Annotated in this window: 11 protein-coding genes; 3 read left to right on the top strand and 8 right to left on the bottom strand. The window is 72.6% G+C overall.

What is annotated here, in order from left to right:
* Positions 1-17: 17 nt before the first annotated feature.
* The 3 genes from BMW99_RS11910 to BMW99_RS11900 all read right to left on the bottom strand — a co-directional run bounded on the left by BMW99_RS11910 (position 18) and on the right by BMW99_RS11900 (position 2759).
* Entirely contained in the window at positions 18-1712 is a 1695-nt protein-coding gene (locus BMW99_RS11910) for a DEAD/DEAH box helicase (protein WP_075016763.1), read from the bottom strand.
* Between the two features lie 96 nt (positions 1713-1808).
* Positions 1809-2012, bottom strand: a complete 204-nt coding sequence (locus BMW99_RS11905) for a cold-shock protein (protein ID WP_031512004.1) — start codon at positions 2010-2012, stop codon at positions 1809-1811.
* Between the two features lie 177 nt (positions 2013-2189).
* Positions 2190-2759 carry a TetR/AcrR family transcriptional regulator gene (locus tag BMW99_RS11900; RefSeq protein ID WP_069465780.1) on the bottom strand — a complete coding sequence of 190 codons (570 nt, stop codon included), beginning with the start codon at positions 2757-2759 and terminating at the stop codon, positions 2190-2192.
* A 246-nt stretch (positions 2760-3005) separates the two neighbouring features.
* Between BMW99_RS11900 and BMW99_RS11895 the strand changes: the two genes are divergently transcribed.
* Both BMW99_RS11895 and BMW99_RS11890 read left to right on the top strand, forming a co-directional pair.
* Positions 3006-4049, top strand: coding sequence for a hypothetical protein (locus BMW99_RS11895; protein ID WP_075016762.1), 1044 nt, complete (start codon positions 3006-3008; stop codon positions 4047-4049).
* A gap of 113 nt (positions 4050-4162) precedes the next feature.
* Positions 4163-4774: a CGNR zinc finger domain-containing protein gene (locus BMW99_RS11890; protein WP_069466822.1), complete on the top strand. Its 612-nt coding sequence runs from the start codon at positions 4163-4165 to the stop codon at positions 4772-4774.
* 140 nt (positions 4775-4914) lie between these two features.
* On the opposite strand, the gene BMW99_RS11885 is transcribed toward BMW99_RS11890, so the two are convergent.
* Complete coding sequence (locus BMW99_RS11885) at positions 4915-6228, bottom strand: copper amine oxidase (RefSeq protein WP_069466823.1); 1314 nt, start codon at positions 6226-6228, stop codon at positions 4915-4917.
* Positions 6229-6247: 19 nt separating this feature from the next.
* Positions 6248-7072 carry a hypothetical protein gene (locus BMW99_RS11880; protein ID WP_069466824.1) on the bottom strand — a complete coding sequence of 275 codons (825 nt, stop codon included), beginning with the start codon at positions 7070-7072 and terminating at the stop codon, positions 6248-6250.
* Positions 7073-7389: 317 nt separating this feature from the next.
* Between BMW99_RS11880 and BMW99_RS11875 the strand changes: the two genes are divergently transcribed.
* On the top strand, positions 7390-8406 hold the full coding sequence (locus tag BMW99_RS11875; protein ID WP_075016761.1) for an alcohol dehydrogenase catalytic domain-containing protein: 1017 nt from the start codon (positions 7390-7392) through the stop codon (positions 8404-8406).
* A gap of 65 nt (positions 8407-8471) precedes the next feature.
* Here BMW99_RS11875 and BMW99_RS11870 read toward each other — a convergent pair whose 3' ends face one another.
* The 3 genes from BMW99_RS11870 to BMW99_RS11860 form a co-directional block, all read right to left on the bottom strand.
* On the bottom strand, positions 8472-10133 hold the full coding sequence (locus tag BMW99_RS11870) for a glycoside hydrolase family 27 protein (RefSeq protein ID WP_079176020.1): 1662 nt from the start codon (positions 10131-10133) through the stop codon (positions 8472-8474).
* 32 nt (positions 10134-10165) lie between these two features.
* Complete coding sequence (locus BMW99_RS11865) at positions 10166-11293, bottom strand: SGNH/GDSL hydrolase family protein (RefSeq protein ID WP_075016760.1); 1128 nt, start codon at positions 11291-11293, stop codon at positions 10166-10168.
* Between the two features lie 145 nt (positions 11294-11438).
* The coding region (locus BMW99_RS11860; protein ID WP_177226070.1) for an RICIN domain-containing protein at positions 11439-13209 on the bottom strand (1771 nt) is incomplete at its 5' end.

Here is a 13209-nt window from a genome sequence, read left to right as displayed (position 1 = left end):
GTCCTCCCTGGTCGCGCCTACGTGGTGGAGCCGCGCCGGCCGCCTCGGCGGCCGCCGTTGCGGCCGGTGCCCGCGGCAGTGCCGCCCGTGGTGTTGCCGGCCGTGGTGTTGCCGGCCGTGGTCCGGCGGGCGGCACCACCGCCGGACTTGGCCGCGCCCGAGCCGCCCGCCGCGGTGCCGCGCTCGGCGCCACGGCCGCTCGCGCCCACCGCACCGGCCTTCGCGCCGCCCGCCGCCGCGCGGCGGGTGGAGCCGCGGCCGCCCGCGCTCCGCGTTCCGCCGGTCGTGCCGCGACCGCCGGTCCCGGCGGTCGCTCCGTTCGCCGTGCCCGCTCCCCCGCCACCGCGGCGGCGCCGCGCGGGCTTGCTGCCCGGCTGCCGCTCCGGGCGGGACGACGCGGGGGCGGTGGGCTGCGGGACCTCGATGGTGACGGGCGTCCCGGACGGCTCGCGGGCGCCCGTGATCGTCGCCAGCTCCGCGTCGGCGGAGGTGAGGCGAGCCGTCCGAGGGCGGATGCCCGCGTGCGTCATCAGCCGGGTGAAGTCGCGCTTCTGGTCGGGCAGGACCAGGGTGACCACGCTGCCGGAACCGCCGGCACGGGCCGTACGGCCGCCCCGGTGGAGGTAGTCCTTGTGGTCGGTGGGGGGATCGACGTTCACGACGAGGTCGAGGTCGTCGACGTGTATGCCCCGGGCCGCGACGTTCGTCGCCACCAGCGCGGTGACCTGGCCGCTCTTGAACTGCTCCAGGGTGCGGTTGCGCTGCGGCTGGGAGCGGCCGCCGTGCAGGGCGGCCGCCCGGACGCCGACGGACAGCAGCCGCTTGGTCAGCCGGTCGGCGGACCGCTTGGTGTCGAGGAAGAGGATGACCCGGCCGTCGCGGGCCGCGATGCGCGCGGTGACGGCCTTCTTGTCGGTCTCGTCCTGGAGGTGGAGCACGTGGTGCTCCATCGTGGTGACCGCTCCCGCGGACGGGTCCACGGAGTGCACCACCGGGTCGGTCAGGAAGCGCTGCACCAGGCGGTCGATGTTGTGGTCGAGCGTGGCCGAGAAGAGCATGCGCTGGCCGTCGGGCCGCACCTGCTGGATCAGCCGGGTGATCTGCGGCAGGAAGCCCATGTCGGTCATCTGGTCGGCTTCGTCCAGCACGGTGATGCGGACGTCGTCCAGCACGCAGTCCCCACGGTCCACCAGGTCGTTCAGCCGTCCGGGGCTCGCCACGACGACCTCGGCGCCGCGCCGGAGCGTGGCCGCCTGCTTGGTGAGGGACAGTCCGCCGACCACGGTGGCCATCCGGAGGTTCACCGCCGTCGCGTACGGGGTCAGCGCGTCCGTCACCTGCTGGGCGAGTTCACGGGTGGGCACCAGCACGAGGGCCAGCGGTGCCTTGGGGGTGGCGCGCTGTCCGGCCGTGCGGGCCAGCAGCGCGAGCCCGAACGCGAGGGTCTTGCCGGAGCCGGTGCGTCCACGGCCCAGCAGGTCGCGGCCGGCCAGCGAGTTCGGCAGCGTGGCGGCCTGGATGGGGAACGGGGTCGTCACGCCCTGCGCGGTGAGGGTCTTCAGCAGAGCCGCGGGCATGTCCAGGTCGGCGAAGTCGGCGACGGCGGGAAGTGCGGGCGTCGTGTTCTCCGGCAGCCGGAATTCCCTCGGGGACGACGGGGACGGTGCGGGCGACAAGGCGCGCCGGGTGGGCTTCTGGGGCCTGCGGGACATGCAGCTATCTGCCTTCCTGGATACAGCGAATACAGCACAAACCGGGGTCGGCACCGTGAAGGTGCGGACCCCGGTGAGTGACGACGCGTCCGGCGATCAGGCGGGGACGATGTTCTCCGCCTGCGGGCCCTTCTGGCCCTGCGTGACGTCGAAGCTGACCCGCTGGCCCTCGTGGAGCTCGCGGAAGCCCTGGGAGGCGATGTTCGAGTAGTGGGCGAAGACGTCCGGGCCGCCGCCGTCCTGCTCGATGAAGCCGAAGCCCTTTTCAGAGTTGAACCACTTGACGGTTCCCTGTGCCATGACATTCTCCTTCTGTAGGCAGAGGCCCCATCCGGAGATGCCGGATAACAAATAATGCGCCTGCAGGAATTATCTCCGTTAGGCGCACATAGTTTCATGGGTACCACAACTGCAACAAGGAAAGCGTAGCACAGCCGGGCGCCGCCCGCCGGGCACTCCCACATCGACGGGGAGCGTCTACGCGGTGAGGGAGTCGAAGACGGCGAAGAAGTCGTCGAGGGGCGCCCCGCTGCGGAGCACCTTCGCCCGCATCGCCGCGCCTTCCCACGCGCTCACCAGGAAGCGTGCCAGCGTGGCGCTCTCGACCTCGGCCACCGGCGCTCCGGCCGCGCGGGCCTCGTCCAGCACCGAGCCGAGCAGGGTCTCCCAGCGCTCGAGCCGGTCGCCCACCTGGTCCCGTATCACCGTGCTCTGCGTGGACAGCTCCGTCGCGAAGTTGCCGAACATGCAGCCCCGGGCGTAGCCGAAGCGCTCCAGGTCCGCCCGCAGGTGGGCGAAGTGGCGGCGCATCCGCTCGACGGGGGCGACCGACGTGTCGGCGAGCATCGCCATCTCGCGCGTGTCGGAGTACCGGCGCATCACTTCGAGCGCCATGGACTCCTTGCTCTCGAAGTGGTTGTAGAAGGAGCCCTTGGGCGTGCCCGCGGCGTCGGTGATGTCCTTGATGCCGGTGGCGTTGAATCCGTGCTCGTGGAAGCGGTCGGACGCGGCTTCGATCAACTGCTCGCGCATGCTGGCCCTGGGCATGACCCACGCTCCTCGACGATCGGTGCGGCACAGTCCTCGTTCCAAGATGACTGGTCATTTTTGATCTGTCAAGTGCCCGGCTCCGCCTCACGGGGTCCGGGATCGCCCGCCCCCACAGAGGCGGGAAGAACGAGCCAACGAAAGATGCTATCCCTGTACACCTCTGTCGGTGGGGCGTACACGGAACCGCCTCAGGACAGGGCCTCGCAGCACCCGCCACCCCCGAGACCCCCAAGGGCCCCGCTTATGGACACCGCACCCGCCACTCCCACGACCGAGCCGGACACCGACGCCTCCGCTCCCCTGCCGCGCGCCGCACGCCCCGCCGCGCCCCCGGCCCGGCCGCCGGTCCGCGCCTGGCTGCAGCCGCCACTGATCGCCCTGATCGTGGTCGCCGCCTTCATCAGCTGCTACGTGGGACTGGCGCGGTCCCCCAAGCCGCACCAGCTGCCGGTCGCCGTGGTCGGCGGCCAGCTGTCCACCCAGGTCCAGCAGGCCCTGGGCGCGAGCGTCGACGTCCATCCGGAGCCGAGCGGGGCGGCGGCCGACCAGGCCCTGAAGCACCGGGACGTCGTCGCGGTGCTGACGGCGCACGGCGCCGACGGCCTGTCGCTGAACGTCGCGGGAGCCAACGGCCTGTCGACGACCACGGCCGTGGAGAACGTCGTCTCCGCCTACGCCCACGGTGCCGGCACGACGGTGAGCGTGCACGACGACGTCCCGCTCACCCGCTACGACAGCCGCGGCCTGGCGGGCTTCTACGTCGCCTTCGGGGTGACGCTGTCCGGCTTCGTCCTGGCCCAGAACGTCCTGGGACTGTCCAGGCTGCTGCACCTGAAGCACCGCTTCACTCTGATGACGGTGTTCGCGGCCATCGCCGGCACGGTCGGCGCCACGCTTGCCGGACCCGTCCTGGGCGCCGTGCCCGCACCCTTCCTCCCCCTCGCGGCGACGCTGGCCCTGCTGAGCGCGGCCGCGGCCTTCACCACCAAGCTCCTCGGCACCTTCTTCGGCTCCGTGGGCATCCCCCTCGCCACCCTGCTGCTGCTCACCGTCGGCAACTCGACCAGCGGCGCGTCCGTCGGCGCGGACCTGCTGCCCAGCGCGGCGCGGCTGGTGTCGGGCGTCCTGCCGCCGGGAGCCGCGGTGCGGGCGATCACCGACCTGAGCTACTTCGGCGGCGCCCACGCCCTCGTCCCGCTCGCCACCCTCGCGGCATGGGCGGTCGGTCCCGCGCTGCTGGTGTGGGCCCGCTCGGCCGCCGGAAGGGCCCGGAGCCGGAACGCCTGAGACGGGCTGCGTTCCGGAGGCTCCGGGGGATCCGTCCGGGACCCTGCGGGGAGTGAGGAACACCACAGTAAGATGTGAAGCCGTCATACTTATGTCTGAGCGAAAGGAAGTCGATGGTGACCTGGGCAGCTCTGGGCCGCTACGGCGTGGACCCGGCGCCGGAAGGTCTGGCGTTCGTCCAGGACCTGCTGGCCACCGTCGCCGCCGGCGGGAAGCAACGGGAGGACCTCCTGGCCGACCTCGCGACCGCCCAGGACTGGCTGGGCGGCGCGCTGGCCGCGTGGGCGGAGGCGGCGGGTACGGCGCCGGTCGGCGTCACCCTCGCCCATGACGACCTGGAGCAGTTGCGCGGCTTCCGCGACGACCTGCACCGCCTGGTCGCCGCGTCCCACGACGGCACGCACGACGGCGTCCCCCCGCACTCCGTGGCCCTGCCGACCGTCGCGCTGGGCTCCCGCTGGGACGAGGCCGGCCGTGTGCGGCTCCTCCCCCGCGGTTCGGGGTGGCGGAAGGTGGCCTCGGTCGTGGCCGTGGAGATGTTCTCCGCCCAGCGCGACGGGACCTGGGAACGGCTGAAGACCTGCCGCAACTCCCGTTGCGGGGTGCCGTTCTACGACCGTTCCCGCAACAACGGCGGTGTCTGGCACGACGTGAAGGTCTGCGGCAACGCGGCCAACCTGCGGGCCTATCGTGCACGTCGGCGGCTGCGCCAGGAGACGGTCTGACGGACCCGGCCGGCGACTGCCCGGCGCCCGCCCGATGCCGGAAGCCGACCTCGCCCGTCCCACGCACCGCCGGCGCGGACCGCGCACGCCGCGGCGCCCGCCCGGGAGGGCCGGGCGGGCGCCGCGGGTCGCTGGGACGGTCAGTGGCCCTGGCCGTCGTCGCCCGAGAGGGCGTCCGGGGTGAGGGGGCTCATCGCGGTGACGTCGCGCGGGGACAGCTGGAAGCCCTGCCAGTGCAGGGGCATCGGGCTCTGGTCCTCGTCACGCGGGATGTGGTGGAAGCCCACGTTGACCCACATGACGGGGTGGGAGAGCGTCTCGCCGTCGACCCACCGGTCGACCGAGGTGCCGCGCCCCGCGCACGCGGGGTCGCTGTTGCCGCTGGCCAGTTGCTCGCAGGCCCGGTACTGGGTCACGTACAGGTCCTTCGAGGTGTAGGCGTGGGCGTCGTAGTGGTCCGAGTGCTGCTGGACGAGCTCCCACGACCGCGGGTGCTGATCGCCGTTCCGGCCGGCCGTGGACACCACGCGCCACCAGCGCCGCAACGCCGAGGTGGCGGCGACTTCCCTGGTGACGGGCGTCGCGGTGGTCTTCAGGACGGCCGAACCGCTGCCCTGGCCGGCCCTCTTGGTGTCGTACTGCTCGACCTTCGCCCGGGACGAGCCGTCCAGGTCGAAGTCCAGCCGCCAGAAGACGGAGTGGTAGTGGCTGGTGGCCCGGTCGTGGTCGCCCCTGCCGATGGGCCAGCCGGTGCCCTGTCCGCTGTAGTCGCTCGGGGAGAGGTCGCCGGTGGCACCGACCTTGGCGGTGATCGTGCCGTCGTCGGAGAAGTTCCACTGGGTCACGTACTCGTACCAGCCCAGCTGGGACACCGAGAAGACGACGAGGTCGCTGCCCTGCGCGGTGTACTTCTTCGGGTTGCCGTGGGCGTCGGTGACGTCGCTGCGGTAGGCGTAGCCGTGCGGCGCGGTGGTGACGCACAGCGCCTTGACGTTCTGCCCCTGCTGCGGGATGTACGCCGAACCGATGCTGCCGCCGGGGCACTCGGAGGGGCCGATGTCGACGGCGGTGTTGCCGAAGCCGATGTCCGACAGGTCGTTGTACTCCACCGACCCGGAGTCGTAGGGGACGTCGACCTGGGCGAGGGCGGCGGAGGCCAGCACGGTGATCGGCCGGGGCTCCTTCTTCGGCTGGTAGGAGATCTTCTCCAGGACCAGCCCCTTCGTTCCGCTCATCCGCCAGCACATCGTCCACCTGGTGCCGCTGGGCAGCGTCCTGGTGATCGGCCGTGCGGTGCCGCACGGGGCCGGTGCGGGCGCCGTCCGCCGTACCGCGGCGGGCGCGGTGCGGGCGGCGGCGGCCGCGGTGCCGCCGAGGGTCCCGGTGAACAGGGCGGGCAGCAGCAGGAGTGCCGAGGTCGCGCCGAGCGCGCGGCGGGCGTCGAGGATGTTCATGGTTGCCTGTTCTCCGCTCTCAGTGGATCCGGCCGACGGTGTGGTCGCTGAGGTCGATGACGTAGTCCGTGGTGTCGATCCACGGACCGCCCCTCACCTGCGTGAACAGCCGGACGCAGCGGTGCGTCCCGCACTGGTCGAGGCCGGCCGGCGCGGACTGCTCGCCGGCGTTGAAGGACATGCCGCGCAGCCGCAGTTGGGCGGGCGAGGTGAGGGTCTGCCCCTTCGTGGCGGCGGCGAAGTCGGCCCGCAGCCCCTGGCCGAGCGGATCCCTGATGAGCAGTGCGGCCGCCTGCCGCGTCTCGTCGTTCGACGGCGGCGGCTGGACGCCGGTCGCCGTGTCCGTGCGTTCCACCGTGCCGGTGGTGAGGTCGACGGTCTGCTTCACGAGCTGGTCGTGCCCGTAGTCGTAGAACAGCACCTCGACGCGGCGGGGCGTGCCGGACGTGGCGTCCGGTGCGTCCACCAGATCGGTGTCCAGGTACTCCGCGCCCTGCGTGCCCTCCGCGGTGCGGTAACCGGGCGGTGTTCCGTGCCGCGCCGCAAGGGACTTCGCGCGGTCGACCTCGGCCTCGGTCAGCGGCCCGATCCCCGTCTGCGGTCCCTGCGGTGCGGCGTTCTCGGTCACGGCGGCGGCGCCCGCGCCGTCCGCTCCCCCGGTCGACGCCGCGGCGCCCGCGGCGGTGGGACCGCCGTGGGCCGAGGCTCCGTTCGGCAGCGTGACGGCGATCATCGCCGCGGTGGCGGCGACGGCTGCGCCGGCGCCCCACAGTGCCCGCCTGAGCGTGCGTGCCCTCGCTCCGTCCCGTGCTCCGGAGCGCTGGTCTTCCCCCTGCTCGGTCACCTGTGACTCCCCTGTGTGTGGTGCGGTCACCGAGGCAGATACGCTCCCGGCACTCGGGGTTGTCCCGATTTCGTCACACATCCAGCCCAACTGACGTCAGCCGTACGTGAGTTGGCGCCAAAGACCGCGAGGGCCGGCTCGCCGCGGGCGTCACGGCAGGTCCCGGACGTGACCGGGGGCACAGGCGCGGTCGGTGCGGCGTGGGCTACCCTCAAGATGACCGGTCATTTTCCCATGGGCGGATCAACCTCATCGAGGTCCGGCGCGGGCGGTGACGCGCGTCGGCAAGGATCGTCAAGCGACGTCAAGGAGCAGTCATGTCCACTTACCGGGCCTTCGAGGCCACCGGCGTCCGCGACCTGCGGCTGGTGGAACGCGAGCTGGGCGATCCGGCGCCCGGGCACGTGCGCCTGCGGGTGGAGGCCTGCGGTGTCTGCCACACGGACGTGCTGGCGGTGGAGGGACTGCGCGCCGACCCGTCGGTGCCCCTCGTCCCCGGGCACGAGATCGTCGGCGTCATCGACGCGGTCGGGGCCGGTGTCACGGCCTGGCGGCCCGGCGACCGGGCCGGTGTCGGCTTCCTCAACGGCCAGTGCGGGGAGTGCGAGCCGTGCCGCCGCGGCGACTTCGTGAACTGCCGCGACCAGGAGCAGACGGGGACCACGATCGACGGCGGCTACGCGGAGATCGTCCACGCCCGGGCCAGCGGGCTGGTGCGGATTCCCGACGGCCTCTCGGCGATCGACGCCGCTCCCCTGCTCTGCGCGGGCCTGACGAGTTTCGCCGCCCTCCAGCAGGCGCCGGCCCGGGCCGGCGCCCTGGTCGCCGTGCAGGGCATAGGCGGCCTGGGCCATCTGGCGCTGCAGTACGCGCGCAGCCTGGGCTACCAGGTTGCCGCCGTCGCCCGCGGCACGGAGAAGGAGGAGTTCGCGCGGAAGCTCGGCGCCCACGCGTACATCGACAGTGCCGCCACCGACCCCGGCGCCGCGCTGCGCGCCCTCGGCGGCGCCTCCGTCATCGTCGCCACCGCCTCCAGCGGCGCGTCGATGAACCCGCTGGTCGGCGGGCTCGCCCCGAACGGGACGCTGGTCGTGGTCGGGGCCGCACCCGACCCGCTGACGCTCGCCACCCCGGACCTGATCTTCGGCACGCGCTCCGTGGTCGGCAGCCTGACGGGTTCGTCCATCGAGAACGAGGACAACCTCGCGTTCAGCCTGGCCCACGGCATTCGCCCCAGCGTCGAGGTGATGCCGTTCGAGCGCGCGCCCGAGGCGTACGCGCGGATGCTCTCGGGCGAGGCGCGGTTCCGCGTCGTGCTGGACACCGCGGCCTGAGACCCCGGAGCGTGGGCCCCGGGGGGTGCCGGGCGGGCCGTGCCCGCCCGGCACCCCCCGTCAGGTCAGCCGAGGCGCCACTGCTGGTTGGCGCCGCCGTTGCAGGTCCACAGTTCGAGCGCGGTGCCGTTGACGTTGCCGGCGGCCTGGTCCCCGCCGGTGACGTCGAGGCACAGGCCGGACTGCACGCCGGTGATCGTGCCGTCCGGGTTGAGGCGCCACTGCTGGTTGGCCCCGCCGTTGCACGTCCACAGTTCGACCGCGGTGCCGGTCGCGGTGCCACCGCCGGTGGCGTCCAGGCACTGCGTGCCGCCGTAGAGCCGGAGTTCGTTCGCGGCGGTGGCCGTCACCTGCTGGTTGGTGCCGCCGTTGCAGTCCCAGATCTCGATCTTGGTTCCGGGCGCGGTCTGGTTGTTGAAGGCGTCGAGGCACCGGTTGGAGGACGCCCCGACGAGCGGGTGGGTGGTGCCGGTGGTGGTCGAGGAGCCGGTGGACACCCGGTACATGACGCTGCCGTGTCCCGGCACGGTGGCCGAGATGGCGCCGCTGGTCGTGGTCTTCACGTGCGACCACAGGTTGTTGAGCGTGTACGAGGACGACGCGGGGAGGCCGGCCGCGGCCGCGGTCGTGGAGATCGTCGCGGCGCCGGCGTTCTCGTTGAAGAGCACGACGGCCCGGTCGCCGTTCGCCAGGGGCTTGGTGAGCACGTCCAGACCGCCGGCGGAGGAGATCTCAGTGCCCTGCTTGCCCAGCGAGTCCTGGTCGACGGCGATGACGTCCCGGTTGCCGAGCAGGGACAGCGTCGCGGCGGAGGAGCCGGGCAGGTCGTTGCCGGCGATGAGCGGCGCGGCCATCTCGGCCCAGAGGCTGAACTCGCTGCGGTCCTCGGTGAACGACATGCCGCCGTTGCCGACTTCGAGCATGTCGGGGTCGTTCCAGCCGCCCGGACCCGCGTACGCGCTGAGCTGGACGTTGGTGTGGAAGTTGGAGAGCAGCGAACCGAAGCTGTCGTTGATGTCGCCGGTGGTGCGCCACATGTTGCCGACGCCCGCGCCCCACGTCCACACGCTGTCCTGGCCCCATTCGCAGAGGCTGTAGAGGATCGACCGGCCGGTCTTCGCCAGGGCGTCCCGCATGGTGGTGTCGCGCGACTGCGGGGACGAGCCGTCCCCGTTGCAGTTGTCGTACTTGAGCAGGTCCACGCCCCACGAGGCGAAGCTGTTCGCGTCGGTCTGCTCGTGGCCGAGGCTGCCGGGGTACCCGGCGCAGGTCTTGGTCCCGGCGCTCTCGTAGATGCCGAGCTTCAGGCCCTTGCCGTGGACGTAGGCGGCAGTGCCGCTGATGCCGTCGGGGAACTTCGCGGGGTCCGGGACGAGATGGCCGCCGGAGTCGCGGCTGCCCGACATCCAGCAGTCGTCGATGTCGACGTAGGCGTAGCCGGCCGCGGCGAGCCCGGAGGAGACGATGAAGTCGGCGACGGACTTGACCTTCTGCTCGGTGACGTTGCAACCGAAGGAGTTCCAGTCGTTCCAGCCCATGGGCGGCGTGGCGGCCAGTCCGTTGGACAGCGCCTGGGCCTGCGGGGCCGGAGCCAGCAGCACGAGGGCCGGCGCGGTGACGGCGGCGAGCCCGAGCACCGTCGCGCCGGCCGCGAGCCGCGACCATCTGGAGCGCGGCGAGCGGGACGGGCGCGGAGGCCGGGAGAAGAGGCGTTCGCTGAGGGGCATGGGCGTAGCTCCTTGGTCGGGGTGGAAGGGGGTCAGCCGACGGTCCACTGCTGGTTGGCGCCGCCGTTGCAGTCCCAGAGGACGAGGTGGGTGCCGTCGGTGGTGGACCGGTTCGGGTCGTCGAGGCAGCGGCCGGAGACGGGGTTGCGGAAGCCGCCGTTGTAGGGCTGCCACTGCTGGTTGCCGCCGCCGTTGCAGTCCCAGACCTCCACCGGCGTGCCGTTCGTGGTGCCGTTCGCCGTGGCGTCCAGGCACTTGCCCACGGCCCGCAGGGTGCCGTCGGTGGCCTCGGTCCAGGACTGCGCCGGGGTGGAGTTGCAGGTCCAGATCTGCACGGCGGTCCCGTTCGTGGACGAACCGCCGTTGACGTCCAGGCACTTGCCGGCGATGCCGGAGGGAACCGGCCCGGTGACGGCCGGCGGCTGCTGGATCCAGCCGGCGGCGTCGGCGGCCTGGACGCCCTTGTTCCACGCGTCGGCCATCTTCTGGTAGCCGGTGTCGTTCGGGTGCAGGGAGTCCGCGAGGTCGGAGCTGGTCAGCGCGCCCATGTCGACGTAGGACACGTGCTTGCCGGCCGCCTGCTCGGACTGGACGATCTGCGCGACGGCGGTGTTGTAGGCGGGTTCCGCCTGGACGACGGCGGGCGCGGTGGAGACGATCAGGTCGGCGAGCAGGACGGTGGCCCCGGGGTCGTCGGCGGTGATCCGGTCGACGAGGGCGTGCAGCCGGTCCGGGGCGGTGGGCACCTGGTAGTTCTGGTTCAGGTCGTTGGTGCCGATCATCAACGTGACGACGTTCGGCTCGTAGGCGGCGAGCTCCGCGTCGGCGATGCCCGCGATCTGGTCGATGCGCCAGCCGGAGTGGCCCTCGTTGTCGGGGTCGGTCATGGTGCCGCCGCGGCCGGAGCCGACGAAGTCGGGGACGTAGCCCTCGCCGCCGAGGGTGCCGAACAGAGGGCCGCGGTACCCGTTGCCGGTGCTGCTGCCGACGCCCCAGGTGATGGAGTCGCCCAGCGGCATCACGCGCAGCGCGGCCTGGCGTACGGCCGCGGGGGCGGCGGCCGCGCCGGTGGTGGCGAGGGCGGGCGACGCGGCGCCGACGGTTGCCGCCGCGAGCAGGGCGAGCGCGGGCACCGCGGCCCGTAACGCGTACGTGGTCATCGCTGGTCTCCTTCGTGGGGGGAACGGCGCGCCCGGGGTCCCGTGGGGGCGAGGATGCGGTGCGCGCCGTGGTGCGTCCGGGGTGGGGGCCCGCCGGGCCCGGTCGGGAGCGGCCCGCGCGCGGGCCCGGCGGGGACGGGGACGGTCAGGCGCGTCGCCAGATCTGGTTGGCGCCGCCGGTGCAGGTCCAGATGTCGAGCGCCGTGCTGTTCGCGGTGCCGTCGGCGACGGCGTCGAGGCACTTGCCGGAGCCCGTGTTGACGATGGTGCCGTCGGAGCGCACGCGCCACTGCTGGGCCGCGGTGCCGTTGCAGTCGTAGATCTCGACCGGGCTGCCGTCGGCGGTGGCACCGCCGGTGACGTCCAGGCACTTGGTGTCGTAGACGGTCAGCTGGTCGGTGGCGGTGGAGGTCCATGTCTGGTTGGTGCCGCCGTTGCAGTCCCACAGCGCCGGCCGGGTGCCGTTGGTCTGGCTGAAGCCGGGGACGTCGACGCAGCGCCCCGACTCCTGGCCCTTGACCAGGCCTGCGGCACTGCCCCGCGCCCAGGCCTGATTGGGTCCGCCGTTGCAGGTCCAGATCTCCAGCAGGGTGCCGGGGGTGGTGCCGTTGCCGGTCGCGTCCAGGCACTTGCCGGAGTTGGGGTTGACGACCGTGCCGTCCGGGTTGACCGTCCACTGCTGAGCGGCCGTGGTGTTGCAGTCCCAGATCTGCACGGCCGTGCCGTCGGCGGTGGCCCCGCCGTTGACGTCGAGGCACTTCGCGCCGCCGTAGACCGTCAGGCGGCCGGCGGGGGTGAGGGTCCAGAACTGGTTGTCGGCGCCGTTGCAGTCCCAGAGGGCGACCTGGGTGCCGTTGGTCCGGCCGGCCGCCGGCACGTCCGCGCACAGCCCGGAGGCGTTGCCCTTGAGGATGCCGCCGTGGTTGCCGGGCGGGTTGGCGGTCACGGACAGGTTGTCGAACTCGTCGGTCTGGTAGCCGGCCACGCCGATGCCGACCTGGCCCGCGGAGTAGGCGTCGTCGGTCGCGGTGCCCAGGGTCGCACCGTCCAGCGACGCGGTGATCTGGTCGCCGGAGAACCCGAGGGCGAGGGTGTGCCAGGAGCGGGTGCCGAGCGCGGCGTGCGTGCCGGAGGCGAGCGTGCTGGTGGTGCCGGCGGCCGAGGTCCTGACGAGGGACCAGGCCCCGGTGTCGGCGACGCGGAGTTCGTCGGCGGCCTGGTGGCTCTGCGGACGGTTCTGCGTGTTGGCCCGGCCGAGGAGTTCGACGGTCCCGGCCTGCTGCAGGTCGACGTCGGCCGTGACGGTGTAGTCGGTCCACGTGGGGTCGCCGACCAGGGAGAAGGCGTCGGAGTCGTCCTGCCATTCGATCGGCTTGACCGGTGCCACCTGCTGCACGCACTGGCCGGTGCGGCCGTCGGCGCAAGACCGCGCCTCGAACGCGCCCTGCATGTCGGACAGGTAGCGGGCCTCGGCACCGGTCGCGTCGCCGTCGAAGGAGTCGGTGTACGGCAGCGCGAGGGCGTGCGCGGCCGGTCCGGTGGCGGTGCCCTTGCCCTGGCCGGTGGTAGTGCTCACGGTGTAGATCCAGCCGGGCTGGAGCGTCAGCGTGTACGACCCGCCGGACGGGGTGACGTCCTGCGTGTGGACGAAGTCCGTCGCGGCGCTGGGGCTGTTCACCCGTGTCGCCCACACGTGGACGGTCCCGGTGGACAGACCGCCCTGGACGTGGACGTTCACCGTCTGCGCGGCGGTGGCGGTGGTGGTCTCCAGCACGGTGGAGTAGTCGGAGGCGTTCGGCGACTTCAGCGTCATGTAGCTGCCGTTGGACTCGGTGCCGCCGAGGTAGCCGGAGGCGGAGTCGACGAACGTCCAGCCGGGCTGGGCGAACTGGGTGACCTGGGCGGTGGCCCAGGTG

Source organism: Actinacidiphila rubida (genome assembly GCF_900110255.1).
Taxonomy (GTDB): Bacteria; Actinomycetota; Actinomycetes; order Streptomycetales; family Streptomycetaceae; genus Actinacidiphila; species Actinacidiphila rubida.
The sequence above is the reverse complement of the archived record's forward strand: the minus strand, read 5'-3'. Positions and strand labels throughout refer to the sequence as shown.